Annotated in this window: 20 protein-coding genes; 8 read left to right on the forward strand and 12 right to left on the reverse strand. The window is 66.5% G+C overall.

Annotated features, from left to right (window positions below):
- The coding region (locus VD997_14735; protein ID HYE63249.1) for a ParB N-terminal domain-containing protein at window positions 1–849 on the reverse strand (849 nt) is incomplete at its 3' end.
- Window positions 850–1,262: 413 nt separating this feature from the next.
- On the opposite strand from VD997_14735, the gene VD997_14740 reads away from it, so the two are divergent.
- Window positions 1,263–2,411: a hypothetical protein gene (locus VD997_14740; protein ID HYE63250.1), complete on the forward strand. Its 1,149-nt coding sequence runs from the start codon at window positions 1,263–1,265 to the stop codon at window positions 2,409–2,411.
- 16 nt (window positions 2,412–2,427) lie between these two features.
- Here the strand turns inward: VD997_14740 and VD997_14745 are convergent, their stop codons facing one another.
- The 4 genes from VD997_14745 to VD997_14760 form a co-directional block, all read right to left on the reverse strand.
- On the reverse strand, window positions 2,428–3,780 hold the full coding sequence (locus VD997_14745; GenBank protein HYE63251.1) for a DUF3427 domain-containing protein: 1,353 nt from the start codon (window positions 3,778–3,780) through the stop codon (window positions 2,428–2,430).
- A 37-nt stretch (window positions 3,781–3,817) separates the two neighbouring features.
- Entirely contained in the window at window positions 3,818–4,753 is a 936-nt protein-coding gene (locus VD997_14750; GenBank protein HYE63252.1) for an endonuclease NucS domain-containing protein, read from the reverse strand.
- A 290-nt stretch (window positions 4,754–5,043) separates the two neighbouring features.
- Window positions 5,044–6,321 (reverse strand): hypothetical protein, encoded by a 1,278-nt coding sequence (locus VD997_14755; GenBank protein HYE63253.1) that lies wholly within the window; start codon window positions 6,319–6,321, stop codon window positions 5,044–5,046.
- A 105-nt stretch (window positions 6,322–6,426) separates the two neighbouring features.
- A complete protein-coding gene (locus VD997_14760; protein ID HYE63254.1) occupies window positions 6,427–7,569 on the reverse strand; it encodes a hypothetical protein in 1,143 nt (380 codons plus the stop codon).
- Between the two features lie 138 nt (window positions 7,570–7,707).
- Between VD997_14760 and VD997_14765 the strand changes: the two genes are divergently transcribed.
- A complete protein-coding gene (locus VD997_14765) occupies window positions 7,708–8,148 on the forward strand; it encodes an organic hydroperoxide resistance protein (protein HYE63255.1) in 441 nt (146 codons plus the stop codon).
- 469 nt (window positions 8,149–8,617) lie between these two features.
- Here the strand turns inward: VD997_14765 and VD997_14770 are convergent, their stop codons facing one another.
- The gene (locus VD997_14770) at window positions 8,618–9,667 is read right to left on the reverse strand and encodes a prepilin-type N-terminal cleavage/methylation domain-containing protein (protein ID HYE63256.1); all 1,050 of its coding nucleotides are present in this window, start codon (window positions 9,665–9,667) and stop codon (window positions 8,618–8,620) included.
- Between the two features lie 176 nt (window positions 9,668–9,843).
- Here VD997_14770 and VD997_14775 point away from each other — a divergent pair, with 176 nt between their 5' ends.
- From VD997_14775 to glyA, 3 genes are all read left to right on the forward strand, one after another.
- Complete coding sequence (locus VD997_14775) at window positions 9,844–10,824, forward strand: hypothetical protein (GenBank protein HYE63257.1); 981 nt, start codon at window positions 9,844–9,846, stop codon at window positions 10,822–10,824.
- A gap of 24 nt (window positions 10,825–10,848) precedes the next feature.
- The gene (locus tag VD997_14780) at window positions 10,849–11,793 is read left to right on the forward strand and encodes a hypothetical protein (protein ID HYE63258.1); all 945 of its coding nucleotides are present in this window, start codon (window positions 10,849–10,851) and stop codon (window positions 11,791–11,793) included.
- Window positions 11,794–11,870: 77 nt separating this feature from the next.
- Entirely contained in the window at window positions 11,871–13,172 is a 1,302-nt protein-coding gene (gene glyA / locus VD997_14785; protein HYE63259.1) for a serine hydroxymethyltransferase, read from the forward strand.
- A gap of 210 nt (window positions 13,173–13,382) precedes the next feature.
- Here glyA and VD997_14790 read toward each other — a convergent pair whose 3' ends face one another.
- Window positions 13,383–13,694, reverse strand: coding sequence for a hypothetical protein (locus tag VD997_14790; GenBank protein HYE63260.1), 312 nt, complete (start codon window positions 13,692–13,694; stop codon window positions 13,383–13,385).
- Window positions 13,695–13,804: 110 nt separating this feature from the next.
- A complete protein-coding gene (locus VD997_14795) occupies window positions 13,805–15,499 on the reverse strand; it encodes a hypothetical protein (GenBank protein HYE63261.1) in 1,695 nt (564 codons plus the stop codon).
- A gap of 124 nt (window positions 15,500–15,623) precedes the next feature.
- Here VD997_14795 and VD997_14800 point away from each other — a divergent pair, with 124 nt between their 5' ends.
- The 3 genes from VD997_14800 to VD997_14810 all read left to right on the forward strand — a co-directional run bounded on the left by VD997_14800 (window position 15,624) and on the right by VD997_14810 (window position 17,802).
- Window positions 15,624–16,553, forward strand: a complete 930-nt coding sequence (locus VD997_14800; GenBank protein HYE63262.1) for a prepilin-type N-terminal cleavage/methylation domain-containing protein — start codon at window positions 15,624–15,626, stop codon at window positions 16,551–16,553.
- A gap of 157 nt (window positions 16,554–16,710) precedes the next feature.
- The gene (locus VD997_14805) at window positions 16,711–17,115 is read left to right on the forward strand and encodes a BON domain-containing protein (GenBank protein ID HYE63263.1); all 405 of its coding nucleotides are present in this window, start codon (window positions 16,711–16,713) and stop codon (window positions 17,113–17,115) included.
- Between the two features lie 54 nt (window positions 17,116–17,169).
- Window positions 17,170–17,802 (forward strand): hypothetical protein, encoded by a 633-nt coding sequence (locus VD997_14810; protein HYE63264.1) that lies wholly within the window; start codon window positions 17,170–17,172, stop codon window positions 17,800–17,802.
- Window positions 17,803–17,893: 91 nt separating this feature from the next.
- Here VD997_14810 and VD997_14815 read toward each other — a convergent pair whose 3' ends face one another.
- From VD997_14815 to VD997_14830, 4 genes are all read right to left on the reverse strand, one after another.
- A complete protein-coding gene (locus VD997_14815) occupies window positions 17,894–20,095 on the reverse strand; it encodes a zinc-dependent metalloprotease family protein (protein ID HYE63265.1) in 2,202 nt (733 codons plus the stop codon).
- Window positions 20,096–20,203: 108 nt separating this feature from the next.
- Window positions 20,204–21,781, reverse strand: coding sequence for a signal recognition particle protein (locus VD997_14820; protein ID HYE63266.1), 1,578 nt, complete (start codon window positions 21,779–21,781; stop codon window positions 20,204–20,206).
- A gap of 131 nt (window positions 21,782–21,912) precedes the next feature.
- Window positions 21,913–23,106 (reverse strand): hypothetical protein, encoded by a 1,194-nt coding sequence (locus VD997_14825; protein HYE63267.1) that lies wholly within the window; start codon window positions 23,104–23,106, stop codon window positions 21,913–21,915.
- A 251-nt stretch (window positions 23,107–23,357) separates the two neighbouring features.
- Window positions 23,358–24,413: a prepilin-type N-terminal cleavage/methylation domain-containing protein gene (locus tag VD997_14830; GenBank protein ID HYE63268.1), complete on the reverse strand. Its 1,056-nt coding sequence runs from the start codon at window positions 24,411–24,413 to the stop codon at window positions 23,358–23,360.
- Window positions 24,414–24,534: the final 121 nt, after the last annotated feature.

Below are 24,534 nucleotides of genomic sequence, written 5' to 3' on the forward strand. Positions count from 1 at the left end.
CATGGAGTCCTTCACCCACGCGAGGGTCTGCCGCCAGACCTTGAGCTCTTCGAGCACGCTGGCGAACACGGCGAACTGCGGCCCCGCAGGCGCGGCCACGTACCAGACCGCCCCGGGTCGGGAGTTTGCCGCCGCAAGGCCAAGCGCGGGCCGTAGGAGCCCCTGTAGGCCCTCTACGCCGTCGTTGGCGATCTCCAGCGCCTGCTCAGTCTTGCCGACATAGGAGACGCCGTAGGGCGGGTCGGTGAGGATGAGATCGGCGCGGGAGCCGGCGAGCACGCGGGCAACGTCGGCCTCCTTCGTGCTGTCGCCGCAGAGAAGGCGGTGCTCGCCCAAGACCCAGAGGTCGCCGGGCTTTGAGATCGCGGTGGTGGGGGGCTCGGGGACCTCGTCCTCCTGCACCTCCGTGGGCCGTAGCTCCTCGATGAGGTCGTCGAGCTCGGCCTGGTTGAAGCCGGTCACCTCCAGCATCTCCAAGGGCAGAGACTCCAGCAGGCGCGTCAGCGTCTCGTCGTCCCATTCAGCCAGCTCGCTGGTGCGGTTGTCGGAGATCGCAAAAGCGGTCGCCTCCACCTCGCTCTCGTCCACGACCACGCAGGCCAGGTGGGACCAGCCGAGCTGCTTCGCGGCCAGGAGTCGGCCGTTGCCGGCGCGGACCACCATGCCCTGGCGCTGCACGACGATGGGGAACCGCTGGCCGAAGCGCTTGAGAGACCCCGCGATCGCGGCGAGGTTGCGCTCGTTGTGCTTGCGGGCGTTGGAGGGGTCGAGGGTGAGCTCGGTAAGAGGTACAGCGAGGTGCCTCAACGGCTCGGCGATGTACGTGAGGTGTGCGCGTGCGTCCTGCACCAATGTTGAGCTCCCATTGCTCCTCCAGATGTGTTTTACGCGCACTCGGCGCTGCCGAGCAAGACCCACGTTGATCAAAGACAACTGCTTGGCGTCAAGAGGCACGACATGGCTTGTCGGGGCCCACCCCGGCAACGAAGAAAAAAACACAAATCCGAGCGTGTCCACCGAGAGTTCGCTCGGTTCTAAGTTGATCTGAGGAGTGTGGCAATGTCGCGTCTGTTCCCGCATTGACCGCACCAACCCCCGCTGGGTAGCTTCAGGTGAGAGCGCTTCTGGTCGGCTCCGCTGGAGGTAAGACCGAAAGCATTGCGCTGGGGGGCCATGCCAAGGCGGTCACAACTGGATCATCGTCGCGGCCTGGGCCGTAGCGCTCCCGTTCACCCTGTACTACTTCTGAAAGGCGAATCCCCATGCTCGCAAGAACCCTGATGCTCGCTGGCGCTGCAACCCTCATTTTCGCTGGGGGCGGGTGCAGCTCCAAGTTCAAAACCGAACTCATTTCTCAGATGCCGTCGGACGTTTCCGGAGGGATCTACTACTACCTGCCAAAGACCGTGGTTCGTCTCCAAGTCGAGTACGAGTTGGCGAAGACGACCGAGTGGTTCGCGGGTAAGGACGGAAAGCCGGACAAGACAAGAGGTGAGGTCAAGACGAAGCACTCGGTCGATGTGAAGAGCGTGGCTGCCACCCCGATCTTGGTCCCTGACACCGCATACTTGTGCCGAGTGGACCTAAGCGAGCTCAACTCGGCCACGGTTGCGATCACCGACGGAATCATAAACCTCACGGACTCCGGCCTGCTCTCGTCCGTGAACGTTCCGTTCGCAGACAAAACCGCGGACATCGCAGTGTCGGTCGTGAAGACCGGGATCAGTATCGCGGCGGCAGTGACCGTCCTGGACGTAGATCCGGAGCCGAAGGTCTCCGAGCGGGAGGTGGTCCGCACCCAGATTGCTACCGTGGTGCTTACGGAGTCGAACTTCAGAGAGGGCGTGTACAGCGACCTCGAGCGCGCCAAGTCGCTGTTCTCTGGGATCACGAACGAGATCAAAGAGGTGAAGGTGGTTCTCAGAGAGGTGTCCAGTCGGCCGCCGGCAAATGCTGGCGCGCTGCAACCCAGCGATCAGACGCCAATCCTTGAGCCCACCAACGCGGAGGAGTTGACGAGTTTCGATGGTGCTGTGGTGCGCATCCCGAAGCCATACATCATGGAGACCTCCATAGGCGGTGCGTTGGTGGACTCGCAGGTGGTGAGTTTGCCCCAACACGGGCCGATCGCTTACGTCCCCATCTCGTCGAAACGATTCACCAACAACTCTGTAATGGTGAAGCTGTCAGCAACGAGCGGTGCAGTCACTGAGGTGAAGCTGACGACCGGAAGTTCTGGGCAAGGTGCCGCGAAGGCCGCCGAAGATGTTGCAGCGCAACTCGCAGGTGCGAAGAACGCTCTTCTCGACGCACAAAAGACGGCGGCAGAGAAGGAGGCCGAGCTGCTCAAGAAAGAGAAGGAGCTGGAGGAAGCGAAGCGCGCGCTTGAGGAAGCGAGGAAGAAGCCCTGAATCCAAGTTGGCTGCGTCATTGCCGCCCGGAAAGCAGATCCCGTAGTTCGTCCACCTTCATTGCGGGCGTCTTCAGGTGAATGATCGCGTGGCAGTTCGGGCACACGGGGCGTAGGTCCTTCACCGGATCCAGTGTGTACTCCCTCCCGATCGACGCCACCGGGTTGAGATGGTGGGCATGGATGAAGCCCTCCGCGATCTCGCCGTACCGGTCCTCCATTTTCAACCCGCAGCAGTAGCAGCCCGTGCCCCAGTGCTTTACGCATGCCGCCTTCGCTTTGCGGCTGCGCTCATAGGCGTTGACGGTTATCTGCCTCACCGCGCCCTCTCTAACGAGGGTTGCAGGGACTTCGTCGGGGCTCGTTAGGTCGTCTGTCACGGCCTGCACTCCCCAGTGCACCTTTACCGGCGTTTCGTCAAACGTCTGAGTTGCCCGCGCGAGCCCGTGATAGGTGAACATGGCCCTGTCGTGCTCGCGGGTGAACAGGTGGACAGGCGTGCGGCCGCTCACCATTGCCTGAATGCGCGGTTGCCACACCGTCGTGCCGTTCTTCCCATACCACGCGAACTCGCTGTCGCTGAGCCAGCGATTCCCGTAGTTGTGACCAGTCCTGGCCTCACCCAGCGTTGAGAAGATGATGAACTCCCCCCCGAGCTCTGTGTAGCCCGTGTCGAAGTCGCCGCCCTTCCCGGGAAGCCCTGCTAGTTCCCGCAACATGGCACGGGAGTACTGCTGACCAACTGCGAGTCGGTTCCCAGGAAGCTTCGGTGCGCGAGGGACGAGGAGCGAACGGACCAGCGCGGCTTCGTCGGGGTGGTCCTCCAAACGTTGCTTCAGGATCTCACGAAGGTGCTTCTGGCCGGGTCGATCTTTCGGATCGGCCGCGATGAGGAAGGGGAAACCCAGATCCCGCAAGGCTGCGCTGACGTTTCGGATCGCGAATGTGCTGGAATTGGTGCGGCCAAGCTCCCGGTCTAGCGCCTCGGCTTCGCTCGAGACTGACGGAGCCTTGCCTGCGATGTGCGCACGCACCATGCCCATGTACACAGTGATCACACGTTGGATCTCATCATCGCTCCATCTCTCCCCCGCTGGACCCAGGCGCTCGATCCGAAAACCGAGGTTTCGGAGATAATGGTTCGCTTGCCCCGGCGCTTCGCCGCCGCTGAAATCAGCGGGCCCGAGTGGCTGTCCAAAGGCGTGCCCGGCAGCAACCCCCACGAGGGCCTTGGGCGCGTACGCCTTGTTGTTCACGATGGCTTCGTATCCGGTATGTGGCCCGAACTCTCGTCCCAAGCCCGCGTCGATGTCCGAAGCGGCGAGCAGGACGTGGTCGCGAGTGATACCTGGCGGGATGGATTTGGGCATACGGGTCACTACCTGCTCGGGTCAGGAGTCGTGGGTGTTATGCTTTCTGGAGCCTAAAGCTGACCTGGTACTTGTAGAACTCGATGGCCGGCGTGACTGAGAGCGCTCGCCGCAGCTTGGGGTCTTCCTCCGATGCGATGATCACGCCTCGCACGTCCTGGCCTTCCTCGGCAAGCTCGTCCTGGACGAAGCCCATGTACCGGAGGATCTGCCCTACGGCCACGTCGCTCGCGCGCCCCCTTTTGAGCTCGACCACCAGGAGCCTCTTCTTGCTCTTGCTGATGGCCAGAATGTCGATCGGGCCGGTGTCGGTGGGGTACTGCTTGCCCACCCGTTCTCCGTCCTCGGAATAGACCTCGTACTCGCGGCCGAGCTCCGTCTGAGCCCAGTTCTCGACGAGGAAGTCCTCTAGGTGCTTCTCCATCACGAACTCGGCTGTGTCCTCTATGCCGGCTTCGCCTGCGCCAGGGATAGGAGGCTGCACCGGCCCCGCGCCCCCTAAGAGGAGTTCGATCTCCGCACGGTGCTTGTTCAGATCGACCACGGTCCCCTGCGTGAAGGTGGAAGCCCGCAGCTCGGCCGACATTTCCGACTTCTGGATGGTGCGGTCCAACCAGCGCACTGGCCGGCGGTGCTGGAGAATCGCACCCCCCCGGTAGAAGTAGTCGCCGGTTACTTCGCACACTCGGCAAGAGCCGCGTCCGTCCGGACAAAGCACGATGTCGCCAACCAGAATCCCCCGCGACACGGTCCACAGCGCTGCCATGGCGAGCCCCGCACCGATCTTGGTCTTCTGCGGGTGGACCTTCTGGAATTTTGGGATGAACTCCCGGTTGAAGTCCTGCCAGCGGTCGTGGAACTGGCCGCTCAGGTCCTCATCGATCTCGTAGTCGGTTCCGATGAAACCCTCACCGAAGCACGCTTCGGCGTGGGCGCTTCCCTTTCCCAACATCACCCGGTAGTAGTTCCTCATCGGGCCTCCACACGGGAGTCTACAAGGCTTTGGGGATGGGTCTAAGTGCCTTTGTTCGAGCGACCTGAGGCACGCAGCGGCACCCTTGGCACGGTGTGTGCCAGAAACTTGGCACGTATATGGCACAGAGGTTTTGCGGAACGCGAGCTGGTGCTGTAAAACAAGGGGTTCCGGATAGGTGCCCCGGTAGGTTCAAATCCTAGTACCCCAGTTTCTTCGAGCCGCCGCTCTGTGGCGGCTCTTTTCTGTTAACCAGATCGCAGGTGGCCCGCCCTCCGCCATCGTGCTTCTCAGCACCCGCCGCCACCCAGCACGCGGAAGAACGCCTCGATGTCCTGATCGGTCCCCGTGTCGCCATCGCCATTGAAGTCCGAGCCCTTGGCCCAGCAGAGCGGGCAGCAGTGGCCCCCCAGGCACGCGAAGAAGGCCTCAATGTCGGCGTCGGTTCCGGATTGACCGTCGTTATCGAAGTCCGCGCTGCCGCAGATGGGGATGGTGGCGACCCACACGCCGGTGTAAGAGAGGGTGTCCGACGCCCGCAGTTCGCCCTGGCCCATCAGCGTGCGACCGTCGGCGCTGATATCGACAGTCCAGCGGAGCTGGCCGACGGCATCGGGGGGCAGCTGAACGCCGTGCCGACGAAGGAAGTTCTCAGTGGTCGATGCGCCGGCCGTGGGGCTCCAGACCATCGCGGTCGCGCCCGTCGAGGAGGAGACCTGACCGACGAAGAGACTGCCGTCGGGCGTCACGTTACCGAAGTACGCGCCGGTGGGGCCTGAGTGTCCCTCGAGCGATTGGAAACCTCGCGCCGCGGTCCAGAACTGCCAGCTAAGGTCCGGACGCTGCGCGTGCATGGCCGTGCCGTCGGCGTTGATGCAGCTCACCCACACGTCGGGCAGCAGCACCGTGCGCCCGCCCGAGAGCGTCCACCGCACCGCGGCGTAGGAGTTCTGCCCGACACGCTCATGGCCGAGCACGGCCGATCCGTTGTAGGTCAGCTTGCGCGGGATCGCCCACTGCGGGATGTTGAACAACTGCGATCCGCCCTCGGCGGTCCAGGTGAAAGCGAAGGGGGCTGGGCTTGCCGACGAGTTGAGCGATCCCAGGACCACGCGCCCGTCGCCGCTCACCAGGCCGCTGCCCGCCGCGGTGTTCAGCGGCACTCCCGGCGGGAGCGGCAGGGCCGACATGCCCGTTTCGGCGGTCCAGCGGAACGTGCGGATGGTGCCCATGCTGCCGGCGGACTCGCCGACGATGACGCTGCCGTCATCGCTCACGTCGTACGCGGCCGACCCAATGAAGGAGGACTCGCCTCCGGGCAGCACGCCAAGCGACTGCAGGCCACCGTCAGCCGACCATCGGAAGGCACGACGCTGGTTGTTCGCAAGGCTCCGTGCGTGACCCACGATCACGCGCCCATCGGCACTCATCGCTTGTGCCGTCAAGACCTCGTACCCGGGCAGGACGCCGATCCAGCGGAACGACTGTCCCGCGGCCGTTTGTTGCAGGCAGGCCGCGCAGAGAGCGCCGGCGAGAACGCTCACCCGAGAGATGGTGCTGGTCCGCATTGTGGTCCTCCCGACTCGTGGAGGGTTGAACCGGACCGCGTTAGCTGCGGTTGCACGACTGGTGCGGGTTTTGATTCTGTGTGGGGCCTGTTGCGAACGAGGCCCTTACGCACGCGTCCAACGCTCCAGCCGCTCGGCCCGCCGGGTCAGACGCTCACTGCCGACCGCGTCACCCACGCGCTTGAGGGCGCTCGCCGCCGCTCTGATGCGCAGCAGCTCGTACTCCGCGGCCAGGCGGGCGACCTCCCGGGCGGCCCGCACCACCCGCACGCCGCGCTCGCCGGAGCTGAAGCCCGCGAGCATCTCGCGCACGCGTTCCGCGGCCGCGGCGTGGCGCTCAAGTCGGTGCTGGCGGTAGTAGGCCTGCACCTCGTCCACGACCTGGCGGTACTCGTCCACACGCGTCCGCACGCGGTCAACGCGGCTGTGGTCGATCGGCTCGCTGAGCGCGGCGGTGAGGCGCTCCTCCTCGCGACGCGCGGCGAGCTCCTGCTCCACACGCAGCATGAGCTGCGACCGCCGATCCCAGTACGCATCCATCGCAGCCTCGAGCATGCGTGCGTCCACACCTAAACCCTCGGCGCAAGACTGCACGGCCACTCGACCGGTCACGTCCACCATCGTCGATTCAGTCAGGTGCCCCGGCCCGACCTCCGCGTGCGGGCGGCCGTCCTGGAACGCGGGGTAGCCGAGCTCCTCCAGCACCTTGCACACGATCTCGGAGCAGAAGCGGCCCTCGTCGTGCCGCCGGCGTGACGATCCCGAAGGCCGGTGCAGCGCCTGGTGGAAGTCCATCGCTTCGAGCACAACCGACGCGACCCCTTCCAGCGGCCCCGCGGCCTTGCTCAGCCTGCCGAGGCGAGAGTACGGCTGCACCTTGCGATCAACGATCGCGCCGAGCATGAGCGACAGGTCGGCTTCTGCAATCGAACCAGGCTCCAGGCCGGCAAGCCCGGGGTGCCGCAGCACGCGGGCATCGACGACCTGCGGCAGCACGACCAGCGGGCCGTGACGAGGAGCCTCGATCACCGCGGGCGCGGCGGCCCCGACGCCGTGGTCGTCGGCCTCGAACAGGTGGCTCCGGTCGACGAACATCGCCGCGTGCGAGAAGCGGCTGGGGTGCGACAGCGACACGCCCACGGCCTCAAGGCCGGTGGCCCGCACCAGCAGCACATCGCCCGGCCGCAGCAGGTCCTGCCGCAGGCACACCAACATCTCTCCGGCGTCAGGTGACCCGTGCACTTGCATGCGCCACATCATAAACCCACGGCCAACAAGCACGTTGTCGGTTGCCCCCCAGCACCGTCAGTCGCCGTTTTCACTTTTCGTTTTTCACTTTTCCGTTTCTCCGCCCGGTACAGTTCCGCCCATTCAGAGGAGCCGCCCATGCCGCACGAACTCAAGATCCTCCACACCGCCCGCGCCACCGCCACCGGCGGCCGCAACGGCCACACCCAGAACTCCGACGGCCTGATCTCCGCCGACCTCTCCGTTCCCAAGGGCATGGGCGGCCCCGGCAAGCCGAATACCACCACGCCCGAGGACCTCTTCGCGGCGGGTTACGCCGCGTGCTTCGGCGGGGCGGTGGAGTTCGTTGCCAAGCAGAAGAAGGTGAACGTCTCCGAGGTGAAGGTCGACGCGGCCGTGGGCATCGGCACCACGCCCGCGGGCCAGTTCGGGCTGAAGGTGGACATGACGGTGAACGTGAAGGGCGCCACCCAGCAGCAGGCGGAGGAGCTCGTCCGCGAAGCGCACGAGAAGGTCTGCCCCTACTCGCACGCGACGCGGGGGAATGTGGACGTCGGGTTCACGGTGACTGCTGGGTGAAGTGACGAAGTGACGAAGTGACGGAGTGACGGAGTGATGGAGAACGGCTACTCGTTCTCGCGAGCGGTTGGGTTTCGCTCCAAACTCCTGATCAGGCCTTGCAGAACTCGATCGCACTCTCTGACGAGCTCAATCAGTTCAGGATCGACTTCGGCCAGCCCAAGATCGCCGATTTCCTCCAAGGCGGCGTCAGCTTCGAAGAGAGACCCTCTGGCAATCCGGAGGTGTCGGAGGAAGCCGGGGCGTGTGCCTGTCCCGAAACCCTCGGCGATGTTCAAGCGGACCGACGACGCTGCACGCCGGAGCTGACTGGCGATCTCATACTGGCAGTCGCGAGGAAGCCGACGCGTAAAACGATGAACGCTGTTGGACAACGTGCGCGCCCGCTGGTACGCCACAAGGTCCCGGAACGTGGAAACCTTCCCCACTCCGTCACTCCGTCACTCCGTCACTCCGTCACTTCTTCACTTCAGTGCAGCTTGACCTCGCCACCGCTGAAGTCCACGCCCTTCAACCCCATCCGCGTGAAACGGAAGTAGCCGTTGACCGGATCGCTCGCGGCCCCGCTCAGTGTCTTGGGGTTGTCGCGCACAGGCCAGTAGAGGTACGTGACCGGGTTCGGGCTCGTCTGATTGCCCGGGTCCCAGCCCTTGTTGCCGTCTCCGGTCTTGCGGATAGCGACCGACGTATCGAACATCAGCAGCGGCTGCGCGGCCACCGGGTACGCGTGCCAGATCGGCCGCTTGTAGCAGTGGCGGTCGTAGATGTCGAACAGCACCACCTTCTGCGACGGGAACGTGACCTCGTCCAGCCGCCGCTTGCCGAAGCCGTTCGCCGACGCCGCCGCGTCGTTGTAAATCATGTGGTTGCCGGCCGCGTTGCTCGCGGGACGGATGACGTTGGGGCCCTTGTCGGGCGTCCACGCGGTGGGCACCATCTGGTACGAGTTCCAGAATGGGTAGAGCTTCTTGAAGTCCTGCTCGGAGTTCACGTCCGGATCGGTCACGGTCGCGAGCGCGGCCAGAGGGTCATTGGCGAACTTCTGGAGGTCGATGGTGGTCCGATCCTCGGGGCACGCGGAGGCCCCCTCCGGCAACGTGGCACTCAGGTATCCCCCATCCACCAGCGGCAGGTGGTGGAAGTTACGGTTGACGATGCGGCCCGTCACCGTCCCAAAGAACGTGTCGGTCCGCCCCATCTTCCGCCGCACGATGTCGACTGCCTGATTCGCGTGGGCCTGCTGGTATCCCGCCACCGGGCCCAGATCAGGGAAGCGGCTGTACCGCACGTTCTTGTCCCACGAGTACGAGCTCAGGAACGCCTTGAAGTCCGACGAGTAGCTCGCGTACGACACGCCGTGCTGGCGCATGTTGCTCATGCACTTGGTAGTGCGGCCAGCCTTCTTGCCCTTGCCCAGCGCGGGCAGCAGCAGACCAATGAGCAGCGCGATGATCGCGATGACTACCAGCAGCTCGATCAGCGTAAACCCGTCACGGCGGCGAGCGTTCCAGACCTTCACGCGCCCTCCAATGCTCGACTGGCGTCTTTGATACACAGGCCCATCTTCATGCGGCAAGCCCGGAACCGGACCGCCGCGACCCTACCCGCCGCCCCTCAATAGATGTCTCAAGATACCGCTCCCGTCCGCAAATTGATAGCCTGACCCGAACGATCCCCCGCCCCCGCGGGTCCGGTATGGCCGAAACCACCTGCCAAACTCCCGAATGCCCCCGCTGCGGCTATGACCTGACCGGCCTCGCCGCCGCCGGCGCGGTCACCCCCGCCACCCACGACGCGGCGCCGGGCCGTTGCAGCGAGTGCGGCCTGGACTTCATCTGGGGCGACATCTTCCACCCCGACCGCACCCGCGTCCGTGGCTTCATCGAGCAGTCACCCGCCGGTTTCGTGTCCCACATCGGCGCGTCGCTTACGACCCTCCGCCTTGCCCTCCGGCCATGGACGTTCTGGAGCCGCGTGCGCCTCGAGATGACCCCCCGTGTGGACCGGATGGGGCTGTGGCTCGCCTCGTGGGCGGTGCTGTGGGTGTTCGCCGTCGCGGTCTGCATGGGCCTTTTCTGGATCGCGGGCCGCATCGCGGCGCGGCCACTTCCAAGGACGGTGACAGCAAACTCATTCACCCTCGGGTTCTATTTCGGTCCCGGGCGCAGCAAGCACCTGTTCGACCCGCTGAGCAACGCCGGCATCGTGTCATTGGCCTGCCTCACGGCAAGCCTGGCCGCACCGCTGATGATCCTTCTGCTGCCGCACACCCGTGCGCGTGCCAAGCTTCGTGGCGAGCACGTTCTCAGGGCGGCGACGTTTGGTACGTCCTGGTTCGCGATCCTCCTCTTGCTGCGGGCGCCGTGGAGCATCGCTCACTTCGCGTTATTCATTGTGATCGTCAGGATGTTCGCGAGGAGCAAGCAGGGGGGGCCTACTGGGGAAGGGTGGCCGCTCACCGCATCACGCCTTCTGTACCGTGCAAGCGAGGTCCTGTCGGAGGGCTGGTGGCTCGCCATGATCACCTGGATATCCCTGTGGTGGCTCTTCGCCATCAAGTGGGGCTGGCGCATCGAGCAGCCCGGGCGCGTGTGGCTGGCGACCATTGTCCCTGCGTGGCTGGCGTTCTTCATTGTGCTGATGAACAGCCATCTGGGGCAGGGCCTGTTCCATTGAGAGTGTTCGGAAAAGACGAGAGCCATGACCGCTGCGTCAACCGCTAGTCCCGAATGCCCCCGCTGCGGCTATGACCTGACGGGTCAGGTGCAGACCTGGGAAACCGCCTGCCCGCTCCACGGCGTCTGCAGCGAGTGCGGCCTTGCGCTCGACTTCGCCTCCATCCTCGACGAGGCCCACGCCCGCAAGTGGCGGTTCTTCGAGATCGCCGAGCGGCGGCTGTTCAACGCCTGGGTGGTGACGACGCGCCGGGCGCTGCGGCCCTGGGTCTTCTGGTCCTGGGTGCGGATGGAGCACCAGATCAAAGCCAGGCGCGCGTGGTACGGCGCGATCGTGGGTGCTCTGAGCCTCTACATGGGTCTTGGCGTGCTCATTGCCGCCGTTCTCACCCTCGCCAACTACCTGCCCGCGCGGCTCGGGTGGATGCGTGGCTTCTGGTGGCGGCAGTGGGTCTTGGATCAGCTCGGGTCGGAGCTCAAGCAGGCGCTGAACCCTTGGAGCGAGTACAGCTACTACCGCCATTGGATGGGCTCGGTCATCGCCCATTCGATCATCGCGCTGCTCGTTCTGCTGATCACGCCGTTCACGTTCGTGCTGCTTCCAAACACGCTGCGGGCTGCAAAGGTTCGCAAGCGGCACCTGGTCCGCATCACCGCGTGGTCCATCATCGTCCCGCCGCTACTGCTCTCCCTTGTGAGCGGCGCGATCTCGCTCGCGAAGACGATCGAGACCTGGTCCGCCGGCGATTGGGCTGGGCGGGTCACCCACTTCGAGAGCCGGTTCGAGGGGCGGCTGATCTGCGTGGTGGCGATCGCCTGGGTGGCTCTCTGGTGGTTCTACGCCTGTCGCGACTATCTCAAGCTGCCGCGGGCCCTTGCTATCGCTGGCGCGATGATCACGATCGCCACCCTGCTTGCGGTGCTGATCACCATGTTGATCCCCGGCGCGGACGTGCCGCTGACGACCTGACCTGCATGCAGGAAGGCGGTGATCGACTCCGCTCACCGCCTTCCCGCTTCCCCCCTCGCCCCGTACCATCCACCCCTATGGCCACCGACCCCATCGCCGCATCCATCCTGTCGCTCCTCAAGCAGCACGACCCCGCCATCAGCGACCTCATCGCCAAGGAGGCCGACCGCCAGGCCACCACGATCGAGCTCATCGCCAGCGAGAACCACGTCTCCGCACCCGTCATGCACGCGATGGGCACGTGCCTCACGAACAAGTACGCCGAGGGGTACCCGGGGGCCCGCTACTACGGCGGCTGCGTGTTCCACGACCAGATCGAGACCCTCGCCCGCGACCGCGCCAAGCTCATGTTCGGCTGCGCCTTCGCCAACGTGCAGCCCCACAGCGGCGCCCAGGCCAACCAGGCCGCGATGATGGCCCTCATGGAGCCCGGAGACACCTTCGCCTCCCTCGTGCTCAAGGACGGCGGCCACCTCTCCCACGGCATGAAGATCAACTTCTCCGGCCGCTTCTTCAAGCCCGTGCACTACCCGCTGCACTACGGGAAGGACCACGCCCAGTACGAGCGCATCGACTACGACGCCGTGCGGCGCGTAGCCCTCGAGACCCGCCCCAAGGTCATCATGTGCGGCTACTCCGCCTACCCCCGCACCATCGACTTCGCCGCGTTCCGCAAGGTCGCCGATGAAGTCGGCGCCATCCTCGTCGCCGACGTGGCGCACATCGCGGGCCTCATCGTCGGCGGCGCCCACCCCTCGCCCTTCCCGCACGCCCACGTCGTCACCACCACCACCCACAAGACCCTCCGCGGCCCCCGCGGCGGCCTCATCCTCACCAACGACGAGGAGCTCGCCAAGAAGATCGACAAGGCCGTGTTCCCCGGCGCTCAGGGCGGCCCGCTCATGCACATCATCGCCGCCAAGGCCGTGGCCTTCGGCGAGTGCCTCAAGCCCGAGTGGAAGGCCTACGCCGCGCAGGTCGTCGCCAACGCCAAGGCCCTTGCCGCGGCCCTCATCAAGCTCAACTACCGCTGCACCACCGGCGGCACCGACAACCACCTGATGCTCGTCGACCTCCGCGCCCGCAACGAGAACCTCACCGGCGCCGACGCCGAGAAGTGGCTCGAGCTCGCGGGCATCGTCTGCAACAAGAACGGCATCCCTGATGACCCCCGCCCGCCGCGCGTCACCAGCGGCATCCGCCTGGGCGCCCCCGCGGCGACCACCCGCGGCCTGCGCGAGCCGCAGATGCAGCAGGTCGCCGCGTGGATCGACCAGGTGCTGGCGGCAGGGCTCCAGGGCGAGCAGGCCCTCAACACCGCCGCGGCCAACGTCCGCGAGCAGGTGCGGGCGATGTGCGCCCAGTTCCCGCTGCCCTGACGTGCCACCGAGATGTCTTCATCTCGGTGGCTCCGCGCACGGAGACTCAACCTTCCACAAGACCCTCGCCTCTACGCCCCAACGGGGCGCCTGAGTGTTGCCACCAGTGGAGCGAGCGGCCGCCGCGAGCGCAACTGGTGGTCGCGAGCACAGGTGCGGTCCGCCCCAACGGGGGCGGCGGACCCACTCCACCATCGCTCGCTCACCCACTCACCACGTCTTGTTCTTCTGAATGATCTTCCCCTCAACCACGGTGACGGTGATCGCCTTCGTCCCGTGCTCCCACTTGTAAGTGTTCGAGGTCTTCACCTCGGTGGAGCTGATGCCGCCCGCGGAGATGCCCCCGCTCATGACCGTCTCGTACTCGCCCTTGCCCATGAACCCCTCGGCCTCCGCGAGCGTCATACCCACCGTGATCTTGTCGTAGTTCTCCTGCGACACCTTCTCCTCGCAGCCGGTCATGACGACCGTCGCGAGAACCAGGGCGATCACGGCCACGGCGCGGGAAATGAACTTCAGCATGGGCGGGGCTCCTTTGGTCACAGCCTAGCAGATTCCAAAAGAGCCGATCGCGCAAGCGATCGGATTCAATCCGCGGGCCGTCCTACCGATCGCTCGCGCGATCGGCTCTTTCAGCACGCCGCCCCGCCCAGCACCCTGAAGAAGCTCTCAATATCCTGGTCCGTTCCGGCGTCGCCGTCCCCGTTGAAGTCGCTCCCGCCCGCGAAGCACGTCGTGCAGCACGTCCCGCCCAGGCACGCGAAGAACGCCTCGATGTCCTGGTCGGTGCCGTAGTCGCCGTCACCGTTGAAGTCGCTATCGCCGCACACCGGCCCGCTGGGACGCAGGAACTCGACGCCCCGCCCGTTCGCCCCGCCCAGCGCGGCCACCTGCACATCGGTCAACGCCTCGTCCGCGAAGAACAGGTTGGCGATGTACACGCTCTCGCCCCGCTGCTGCAGGTCCGCGAACAGGCAGATGGTCGACGCGGTCGTGGTCACGTTCGACGTGCCCGGCGACTGCGCCCACGGCGAGGGGAACTGCCCCCAACTGTTCCACGCTGCGCCCGGGATGGGCGTTCCATTCGGGTTCGCGGTGGACACATCGCCGTACGTGGGGGCGGTGCTCTTGACGTGGTTGTACACCCAATCGCCGTTGGTGGTCCCGACGAGCGTGCCGTCGACGAAAATCCGCCCCTGCCCGGTGCGGTACCCGTCGCTCACGAACGCCAGCCGCATCCACCGGCCCGGCTGGATGGCGGGTGCGCTCACGTAGTTGGCCGCGAGCGTGTCATAGCCGATGCTCGCCTGCCCGCCCACCTGCCGGATCAGCAGGTCCGCCGCCGAGTCATTGTTGAAGTTGTCCTCGATCAGCGCCACCGGCCACTCGCTCGCCCACGCCGCGCCCGGAATGTACAGGTCCCACACCATGGTCCAGTGGCCGATCTTCGCATCCGGCCAGAAGTCGTGGGTGTTGGGCCACAGCGCGAGGCCAAGGCCGCGCGACTTGGCCTGGTTGGTCGGGTCGCCCGCGTTGCGCGGCGGGCTCGTGCGGTACACCGTGTCATCGACGCCGCCGATCAGCGGCAGCCCGAAGCTGCTGCACGTGCCAAAGGCGCTCTGCGCCTGCGTCACGCCCGTGGGCGTGGTGGGCTGCGGAACGGTCTCACTGCCCGGCCCACCGAGGATGGTGCCGAACGCCGGGTCATCCAGGTACCGCAGCTTCGAGGGTCCGCTGGTGGGGGCCAGGCCGTTCTCGCGCACGGAGAGCAGGTTGCCCTCGAAGTGCCACTCGCTGTGCACCGGCGGTGGCGGCGTGAACGTGGTCACCGTGGCGTTGCCGCTGGTGACATTGAGGCCCACGAGCACGGGCTTCGTGATGTTGCGGATCGCCGCGCGTGCGGTGCGGTCGGCCTGCACATCGAGCACGAGTTTCAGGCTGATCGTCAGCCCGCTGAACGTGCCGGCGACCGTCTGCTGGAACACGCCCGTGGGCGCGACGCCCGCCGGGTTGCGCACCGCCCCGAATACCGTGCGGTACTGCCCCGGGCTGAATGTGTTGAGCACGTCGCCCAGCGGCGTTGGATTCGGGATGATCGGCGACCCCAGGATGCCCGTGCCCTGCACCGTCGGGTTGAAGGTGTACAGGTAGCCTGTCGAGTTGTTCACCGTGCTCGGCGTGCTCGTGCGCACCACGTCCGGCGGGTTGCTGCTGAACTGCGAGATCGAAATCCCGCCGAGGTTCACCGCGGCGGTCTCCTGCCCACACGCCACGTGAGCCGTGCCCGCAACCGCCGCCAGCACCCCCGCCACACGCACAACCTTCATGATCTCTCTCCCCGGATGGCCAGTCTCTGGGTACCCCGCCGCTCCGCGGCGGCTCTTCTCTTGTGCCCATGCTATCCGAACCGACCCGGACCGCCAGCCAATCCCTCGTGGTATGCTTTCGCCGATGACCGGGGTCCAGCCTCCAATTCCGACGTCCGACATCGGACATCCGACATCCGCGCGGGCCTTCACCCTCATCGAGCTCCTCGTCGTCATCGCCGTGATCGCCCTGCTCATCGGCCTGCTGCTCCCCGCGCTGGGCGCCGCCCGCGAGACCTCCAAGCGCGTCAAGTGCTGCTCCAACATCCGCCAGCTCGCCCTCGCCGCCGCGGCCTACTCCACCGATGTCAGGTCCGGCGCCTTCGCCCCCTGCCTCTTCGACTTCGAGGACAACATCGGCTGGTTCTTCCCCGATTACATCTCCGACTACACCGTCTCGATCTGCCCCTCCACCCGCAACAAGATCCGCCTCGACCTCAAGCTCTCCGACGACCAGCCCGACGTGCTCGTCGCCTACGGGCGCGACTTCCTCCGCGACACCTACTGGGCCGCGCGTGACCGCAACGATGACAGCGGAGGCCACTCGTACGAGGTCCGCGCCTGGTTCTCCGCGGGCAGGTACCTCGACGGCAAGCTCATCTGGGGCCGCAACAGCGGCACCGTCGGCTCGCAGGTCGGCTGGGACTACAACCGCTTCCCCGACCTCTTCCAGATGCCCACCGACAATCTCTTCAAGACCGCGGCCAACACCCACTTCCCCAGCCGCGCCATGCTCTTCATCGACAACGACAACGACCAGTCAATCTCACCGGTGATCGGCCGCCCCGACGGCATCAATAACTGGCCCGACGCGTGGAACAACCACGGCACGCAGGGCTACAACGCCGCGTTCGCCGACGGGCACGCCGCCTGGTACGGCGCCGACCACAAGCTCATCCGCATGTACCTCGACAGCTACGACGAGCCGCCGACGAACTTCCGCGAGGTCTCGCCCTACCGCTCGCGTGCGTTCAGCGTCCCCGGTGGGTCGGTGAATGAGTACTACGAGCCCTGACGTGCCACCGAGATGTCTTCATCTCGGTGCTTGAGCCGGGGTAGGTCCTCAGCATTCCAGCTGACCACGCAACCCCGCCTGCCGGTCACCCGCACTTCACCGCCGCCTCAGCAGCCGCGTCAACCCTCAGTGGTGAACCCACCTCGGAGGGACACCCATGACCACGCGCACCCTGCTGGCGTCGCTGCTCACCATCCCACTCGCCCTCGCGGCCTGCGAGCGGGCCGGCGACAACACCCGCCCGGCTCCCGCCCGCCCCGACAACACCGCCAACAACGCGCCCGACCGCGACATGGACGCGACCAAGACGCCCGTGGACGCCTCCAACGACCGCGAGGACGTCGAGCTCGCGGCCGCCATCCGGCGCGCCATCGTGCAGGACGATGCGCTCTCCATGAACGCCAAGAACTGCAAGATCATCGCCGAGAAGGGCGGCGTGGTCACGCTGCGCGGCGTCGTTGACACGCAGGCCGAGAAGGACGCCGTCGAGCAGAAGGCGAGGCAGGTCACCGGCGTCAGGAGCGTCACCAACAACCTCGAGGTCAAGCCCAGCCTCGACTGATCACTCGACACGACGACACACGAACACCCGCACTCAATCCAGGAGCAACCCGCCATGGCCACCAACGTCTTCTGCCTCGCCGATTCCGAATCCCAAGCCGTCACCATCGTGAGCCAGCTCAAGAGCGCCGGCTTCGCCGACAACGACATCAGCGTGCTCTTCCCCGACAAGACCGGCACCCGCGACTTCGCCCACGAGCAGCACACCAAGGCTCCCGAGGGCGCGGTGACCGGCGCCACCACCGGCGGCGTGCTCGGCGGCGTCGTGGGCCTGCTCGCGGGCATCGGCGCCCTGGCCATCCCCGGCGTTGGTCCGCTGATCGCCGCTGGGCCGATCATGGCCACGCTCAGCGGCATCGGCGTGGGCGCGGCCACCGGCGGCCTGGTCGGCGCGCTGGTGGGCATGGGCATTCCCGAGCTCGAGGCCAAGCGCTACGAGGGCAAGGTCAAGGGCGGCAACATCCTGATCTCCACCCACTGCGACGACCAGGACGACGTCCGCGCCGCCCGCGACATCTTCAACCAGTGCGGCGCCAAGGACATCGTCACCGGCGGCGACGCCTCGCTCCCCAAGGCCGACCGCGCCGACCGCCCACGCGGCGCGGATGCGTCGGTCCCTGGCGGCACGCTCAAGAAGCCGACCAACGTCTACAACGTCGACAAGGACCACCCGTACCCGGGCGTCTAAAGAGCCGATCGCGCAAGCGATCGAGTCCTGCCCTCTGTTGTCAACCACCGTGCCACCGAGATGTCCTCATCTCGGTGGCTTTGCTTTACCTTCAGCACGCCCCCCCGCCCAGCACCCGGAAGAAGCTCTCGATGTCCTGGTCGGTGCCGATGTCGCCGTCACCGTTGAAGTCGGCGGACTGAGGGCAGGTGGCGCAGCAGTGCCCCCCGAGGCAGGCAAAGAACGCCTCGATGTCCTGGTCGGTTCCCGTGTCGCCGTCGCGGTTGTAGTCGGCGCTGCACGCGGGGCGGAGGTCGAAGGGGCGCGACACGTTGAAGAACACGCGTCCCTCGCCCTCGATCCTCAGACGCGCGGCCACCGGCTGCGGCACGTCCGGCAGCGTGACCACCGCGGACCCACTGTTGGGGAATGAACCCACGACGGTCGGGAACGTCGCGCCGCCGTCGGTTGACAGCCGCAGGACCACCGTCGGGCAGGAAATCGGGGTGACGTTCGTCATCGCCACGCTCCACGTGACGGTGGTGGGGGTCGCGCCGCGCACGATTGCGTTCTGCGCCGGCGCGGTGAACGCGAAGTTGCCCGGCCCGCGGATGGTCAGCAGCACCTGCGTAGAGACCGCCGTGCCGCCCGTGCCCGCCCGGTTGTCCCGCACGACGACGCGGAATCGCCGCTGCACGCCCGCCCACGTAGGCAGCCGCTCGCCCGGCGTCGCGATGCCCGCGAGCACATCCGCCATCCGCGGGAACGTGCGCCAGGCATCCGCCACCGGCGGGAAGATACGGAACAGCGAGCCGCTGCCGTTGTCGGTCCCTCCAATCAGCGGGCGTGCCACCCCCGCGTCGAACTGCTCCCACGAGTACGTGAGCGGGTCGTTGTCCTCATCGGCGGCCGTCGCGGTGAGCACAAAGGGCGTGCCCAGCGGGATCGCCTGATTCGGCGGCAGGGACGTGATCACGGGGACGTTGTTGTCCGAGGTGGTGATGGAGGCGCAGGTGAAGTTCTGGCCGTCGACGAACGCGCGCATCTGCTGGATGCTGCCCGAGTGGAACCAGGGGTCGGCGAAGATCGCTACGTTATCACTTGGCGCGGCGTCGCCAACCGGGCAGCCGCCCGCGTACGCCATCGGGCTGCTCCCGGACCCCGCCTCCCACGCCGTGCCGGTCGAGACGTTGCCCTGGCAGCGCCCCTGCACGCCGCTGAAGGTGTGGGCGGCGCCGAACTGATGCCCCAGCTCGTGGATGGGCACCAGCGCGGAGAACGGGTCGATGTCGCCGCCGCGGGGAATGCCCGAGATCCCGCGTGCCTTGGAACCGCCGCACACCGAGTTGAGGCTCGCAACACCGCCGAACACGCGCGTGAGCAGGTGCCCCACGTCGTAGTTGGCGGTCCCGATCACCGAGTCAATCGTCGACTGGTTCGGGTTGAGCAGGTCGTAGGAGCAGTCCGCCCCGGCCTCACCCGCGCACGTCAGCGTGTAAGGGTCCGTTGCCGGATCGATGAACACGAGCTGGTCGTTGTTGGCCACCAGCACGAACCGCACGGCGAGATCGTTCTCGAACACCACGTTCGTGCGGCCTACCACCGTGACGATGGCGGCGAGCGGGTCGGCGACATTGGGTGCATGCCCCTGAAGGCCCGAGTGGTGCACGCCGTACTCGCCCGTGCATGCAACCGCCAGCCGCAGGGTCTTCAGTGAGCGCAGCACCCGCGGCGAGTACGCCCCGGGCTCCTCCACCGCCGGCGCGGGGTCCGCGGCGGTGTGGCACTCCCAGTCGATGCTGTTCGGCAGGTCGCGCATCCAGTACGCGATGACGTGGGTCGGGTCGGCCGACTGCCACAGGTCGATCATCCAAGCGCCGCCGCTGCCGTCGGCGCGGGTGGCGCGGAGCATGCCCGTGAGTCCGCGGGGTGTCACCTCAAGACGACCGCCGGCGGTCTCGTCGACGGACTGCACGATGTAGGTCTTGAATGCGGGGAACTTGGCAGAGAGACCGGGCTCCATGATCGGCGACTCGGCGACGAAGCACGCGGTCATCCCGCCGTCGGGGTGCGGCAACTCGACCATGAGGCCGTACGCCGTGAGGTCCTCGCCGACGCGCTCCATCGGCGCACCGGCGAGATCGCGCGAGAGCGCGCCCGGCTCCACCCGCGCCAGGTTCCCGCGCGTCGGGCGCGGCCCCGGCACGTGCACGCGCTCGTCCACCGATGGCGGCTGGTGCATCACCGTGAACGCAGGCTGCCCAACTGCCACGCCCGTCAGAGCACTGACCAACGCAAGGGCGAAGAGCTTCATGACACCCCTTTCGCGGGGGCTACGCCCGCTGCTTCACGATACACGGGAAGGCGCCTTTTCAACAGCCGATTTCGGGCCTCCGACGACGCTCACGGGGTGTGCCGCGGACTACTTTTTCCGCTTCTTGAACTTGTCCTTGATGCTCGGGGTCGCGGTGCTGCCGCGGTTGCGGATGCTGGGGAGGCCCTGCATGCCCGGCAGCTGCGAGAGGCCGTCCTTGCCCATCCCCTTCACCGCCTTCACGCGGTCGGCGGCCGACATGCTGGCCATGCTCTTGGTGAGCTTGCTGACCATGTCGAACTGCTTGACCATCGCCCCGACCTCTTCCTGCTGCGTGCCGCTGCCGGTGGCGATGCGGCGACGGCGCGGGTTGTTGATCAGGCTGGGGGTCGCCCGCTCCTTCTTCGTCATCGACGAGATCATCGCCTCGACCTTGTCGAGCTGCTTGTCCTCGACGTGGACGTCCTTCATCATCTGGCCCACGCCCGGCAGCAGGCCCAGCAGCTGCTTCATGGGCCCCATCCGCCGCAGCGTCTTGAGCTGCGACAGAAAGTCGTCCATGGTCATCTCGCCCTTGGCCATCTTCTCCTGGAGGGCCTCGGCCTCTTCCTGGCTGACCTGCTCCTGCGCCTTCTCCACCAGCGAGACGACGTCGCCCATGCCCAGGATGCGGCCCGCCACGCGCTCGGCGTGGAACTCCTCGAGCGCGTCGAGCTTCTCGCCCACGCCCACGAACTTGATGGGCGCGCCGGTGACCTGCTTGACGGAGAGGGCCGCGCCGCCGCGGGTGTCGCTGTCGAACTTGGTCAGCACGATGCCGTCTACGTGCAGTCGCGTGTTGAAGGCCTTGGCCGAGTTGACCGCGTCCTGGCCGGTCATCGCGTCGACGACGAGGAAGATGTGGTGCGGCTGGAGCAGGTTCTTGATCTGCGTCAGCTCGCCCATCAGCTCGTCATTGACGTGGAGGCGCCCGGCGGTGTCGAGCACGAGCACGTCCACGCCCTGCTTGCGGGCCGCCTCGAGCGCCCGCTGGCACACCTGCACCGCCACGCCCACGGCCTTGCCGTAGGCCGCGACCTTGTCGGGCTCGCTGTAGAACGTGACGCGGGCGCCGCCGCCCATCTCGCTCTGGACCTGGTTGGCGATGGTCTGCAGCTGGTCGACGGCCGCGGGGCGCTGGAGGTCGGCCGCGGCGAGCATGACGCTGCGCCCGCGCTTCTTGAGGTACCCCGCGAGCTTGCCGCAGGTGGTGGTCTTTCCCGAGCCCTGCAGGCCGCACATCATGACGATGGTCGGCCCGGGGCTGACCTTCATGATCGCGGGCTCGACGGCGAGCTGGATGGGCTTGGGCGGCGTGCCCTTCTGCGCCGCCTCGGCCGCGCCCTGGAGCAGCTCGGCAAGCTTGGCGGAGTCCTCGGGCGAGCCGCCCAGCAGCTCCACGAGCTTGTCGTGGACGATGCCGATCATCTCCTGGCCGGGCTTGAGGCTCTTGGTCACCTCGCGCCCGACGGACTCGCGCAGCACCTCGTCGATGAAGGTGTTGACCACCTCGAGGTGGACGTCGGCCTCGAGCAGCGCGGTGCGGACGTCGGCGAGCGCGTCCTTGACGTTGGACTCGGAGATGTTGGCCTGGCCCGAGAGCTTGCGGAACAGGCCGTTGAAGGTGTCGGTGAGGCGGTCGAACATGCGGGACCTCGCGTAGCGGGAGGGTGGAAGTGCCAACCCCTCCCTTGCCCTCCCGATGGGGGAAGGGACAGGAAGTCAGTGCTGTGACCGCAGCGGGCGAGTGTATGCATTCCTCGCGCCTTGCAAGGCCGCTAGCTGGAGTTGTTGATTTCGGTGGAGATGTCGGTGATGCGCCATGGGGCGTGCTCGTCGTCGCGTTTGAGGGTGACGTGGGCGCGGACCTGGAGCTGGCGGTAGCGGATGAGGTACATCCGCTCGATGTGGGAGAGCTTGTCGGTGTGGGTGGTGCGGCGCTGGACCTGCACGATCTCGGCGATGAGGTGCGAGTCGGAGATGGGGTCGAGGTACTGGGCGAACTCGACGGGGTCGGTGGGGACCTCGGTGGTGTTGATGGTGGCGCCGGGGGCGAGGTAGCGGTGGAGGGAGAGGGCCGCGGCGAGGCGGCCTTTTTTGTTGGTGGGGCGCTGGCGGATGAAGTTGCGCTCGAGGTGGAGGAGGAGGGACTGGGGGTTGGGGAAGTGGGGGAGGGGGTCGGGGATGGGGGCTGAAGTGGAGGAGTGGAGGAGAGGGGGAGTGGAGGAGGTGGGATTTTGGATGTGGGATGTGGGGGTGGGTGTGGAGCCGGGGACGGGGGCGGGTACTTGGGAGTCGAGCGAACCGACACCACGTGCTTCGGCGGGGAGGAGGTTCGAGGATGGGCCGACGCGGGGGGCGGGCTCAAGGGGTTTCAAGGCAGCCGCCGCGGAGCGGCGGGGTACCCAGGTAGGAGGGAGTGGGGTGGAGTAGCGGAGGATGAGGTTGCAGGCGCGGCGTTGCTCGATGGGGTTGGTGCTGGACTTGTTGAGCTCCTCGAGTTGCTTGATGGCGTTGATGCGGGAGTCGGCGGTGGTGGCGAGGATGCGGGTGTTGACCTGCGCGAGCTGGAACTGCTGGTAGGTGGCGAGGCGGCGCTGGGACTGCTCGGTGGCGAGGAGGTCGAGGACCTGGTGGAGGGGGACCTGGGCCTGGGCGGCCGTGGCTTCGACGTTGAGGTGGTTGGTGAGGAGGAGGGTGAAGAGGTGGTCGGGGGAGATGTCGGATGTCGGAGGTGCGATGTCGGATGTGGGGGAGGGAGGCGAGGAGATCTGGGATGTTGGATTTGGGATTTCGGATGTGGAGGAGTTCGGAGTGGCTGCGAGGAGTGCAGAGGTGGGAAGAGGAGCGTCTAATGCGGCGGGTGCTTCAGGAGCGCGCGTGTCGCTCGCCAACCTCTCCCCAGCCCTCTCCCCACGGGAGAGGGGGTCGGAGGGGGATTCGGGCGGGGTTGTGGGCGCGTCGGCGACCATGACAGGAGCCTAACGCGGCCGTGATGGGTGTCGAGGGGGGAAGTGGGTATGACCACGATTTTGCGCACAGACGTCGCCGATGGGTGCGCAAGTGGTTGGGGGAGTGGGAGATGGTTTTTGATGGCCGGTTTGATGGGGCCCATGCAGCACTGATTGCTGCGGGGGTGGGCTGAGGGGTGGTCACTGTGGGCGGCCATCAGTGGCACCCGGCGGGCACGATCATGAAGCATGATCGTGGCACGGTGGGGGGGTCAGGGCTGGCCGGTGTTGATTTCGCGGCCGCCGAAGTCCACGCCGCGGAGGCCGCCGCGGGTGTAGCGGTAGAAGCCGAAGACGGGCTCGGTGGCGGCGCCGGTGACGGTCCTGGGCTCCCAGGCGTCGGGGCGGTAGGAGTACTGGTAGCCGTTGGGGCTGGCGGGGGCCCAGGGGTCCCAGCCGCGGTTGGCGTCCTTGTTGTTGCGGTAGGAGACGGAGCCGTCGAAGAAGAGGAGGTTGGCTTTGGCGCCCGCGGTGGCGTAGTAGGTGTGGCGCTTCTCGTGGCGGGCGTGGCCCTCGTGGAGGAAGACCTTCATGGAGGGGAAGACGACGCTGGTGAGCTTCTGCTGGCGGAGGCGCCAGGTGTCGAGTGAGTGGAAGAAGAAGTGATTGTCGGCCATGTTGCGCATGCGGTGCTGCACGTCGGGGCCGGTCTGCATCGGTGAGGACTGGAGGCCGTCGTAGGCCGAGATGGTGACCTCGTATGAGGAGGAGAAGGCCCAGCGCATGTCGCGGTCGTTGTCGGGCATGGGGGTGCCCACGGCCGAGGGGTAGGGACGGGCGAGGCCGGCTTTGAAGGCTTGGAGGTCTTTGGCCCAGTTCAGGCGGACAGTGTCTTCGGGGCAGGTGTAGATAGGCTCGGGGAGGCGGAGCGCGAGGTAGTCGAAGAGGACGAAGTGGGAGTAGAGGATCTGCGGGATGAGCCCTGCATTGGTCGCAGTCTCGCGGTTCATGGGGAAGCCGGTGAGGCGGCGGAAGGCATCCACCCACTGGTTGCGCTGGGCGTCGATGTCGTTGCCCGCCGTCTGCAGGTCGGCGAAGCGTGACTGGCGGGTGTCGCCCACCTTCCACGACCAGTTCCAGATGAAGTCCTTGTGCTCGTGGGCGTAGGAGTTGGTAGAGACGCCCAGCTGCTTGAGCTGCGTCGCGCACTTGAGGTTGCGGCCGGACTTGCGGGCGTGGGCGAGCGCGGGCAGCAGGATGGAAATCAGCAGCGCGATGATCGCGATGACGACGAGGAGCTCGATGAGTGTGAAGGCACGCCGGGGCATGGAGGAGTCTCCACAACTAGCTTACCGCGCGGCGGGTCGCCGGGAAGGTCGAACTGGGATGAACCGACGCCTCCACGACGGCGGGACTGAGCTCGGGACTTCGGCGAGGCGCCTCAGTCCC

The organism is Phycisphaerales bacterium (genome assembly GCA_035627955.1).
Classification (GTDB): Bacteria; Planctomycetota; Phycisphaerae; order Phycisphaerales; family UBA1924; genus JAEYTB01.

Excerpts from the sequence above, each read along its gene's own strand:
- VD997_14740 (HYE63250.1), top strand. The coding sequence starts at position 1,263 with ATGCTCGCAAGAACCCTGATGCTCGCTGGCGCTGCAACCCTCATTTTC.
- VD997_14745 (HYE63251.1), bottom strand. The coding sequence starts at position 3,780 with ATGCCCAAATCCATCCCGCCAGGTATCACTCGCGACCACGTCCTGCTC.
- VD997_14750 (HYE63252.1), bottom strand. The coding sequence starts at position 4,753 with ATGAGGAACTACTACCGGGTGATGTTGGGAAAGGGAAGCGCCCACGCC.
- VD997_14755 (HYE63253.1), bottom strand. The coding sequence starts at position 6,321 with ATGCGGACCAGCACCATCTCTCGGGTGAGCGTTCTCGCCGGCGCTCTC.
- VD997_14760 (HYE63254.1), bottom strand. The coding sequence starts at position 7,569 with ATGCAAGTGCACGGGTCACCTGACGCCGGAGAGATGTTGGTGTGCCTG.
- VD997_14765 (HYE63255.1), top strand. The coding sequence starts at position 7,708 with ATGCCGCACGAACTCAAGATCCTCCACACCGCCCGCGCCACCGCCACC.
- VD997_14775 (HYE63257.1), top strand. The coding sequence starts at position 9,844 with ATGGCCGAAACCACCTGCCAAACTCCCGAATGCCCCCGCTGCGGCTAT.
- VD997_14780 (HYE63258.1), top strand. The coding sequence starts at position 10,849 with ATGACCGCTGCGTCAACCGCTAGTCCCGAATGCCCCCGCTGCGGCTAT.
- glyA (HYE63259.1), top strand. The coding sequence starts at position 11,871 with ATGGCCACCGACCCCATCGCCGCATCCATCCTGTCGCTCCTCAAGCAG.
- VD997_14790 (HYE63260.1), bottom strand. The coding sequence starts at position 13,694 with ATGCTGAAGTTCATTTCCCGCGCCGTGGCCGTGATCGCCCTGGTTCTC.
- VD997_14795 (HYE63261.1), bottom strand. The coding sequence starts at position 15,499 with ATGAAGGTTGTGCGTGTGGCGGGGGTGCTGGCGGCGGTTGCGGGCACG.
- VD997_14800 (HYE63262.1), top strand. The coding sequence starts at position 15,624 with ATGACCGGGGTCCAGCCTCCAATTCCGACGTCCGACATCGGACATCCG.
- VD997_14805 (HYE63263.1), top strand. The coding sequence starts at position 16,711 with ATGACCACGCGCACCCTGCTGGCGTCGCTGCTCACCATCCCACTCGCC.
- VD997_14810 (HYE63264.1), top strand. The coding sequence starts at position 17,170 with ATGGCCACCAACGTCTTCTGCCTCGCCGATTCCGAATCCCAAGCCGTC.
- VD997_14815 (HYE63265.1), bottom strand. The coding sequence starts at position 20,095 with ATGAAGCTCTTCGCCCTTGCGTTGGTCAGTGCTCTGACGGGCGTGGCA.
- VD997_14820 (HYE63266.1), bottom strand. The coding sequence starts at position 21,781 with ATGTTCGACCGCCTCACCGACACCTTCAACGGCCTGTTCCGCAAGCTC.
- VD997_14825 (HYE63267.1), bottom strand. The coding sequence starts at position 23,106 with ATGGTCGCCGACGCGCCCACAACCCCGCCCGAATCCCCCTCCGACCCC.
- VD997_14830 (HYE63268.1), bottom strand. The coding sequence starts at position 24,413 with ATGCCCCGGCGTGCCTTCACACTCATCGAGCTCCTCGTCGTCATCGCG.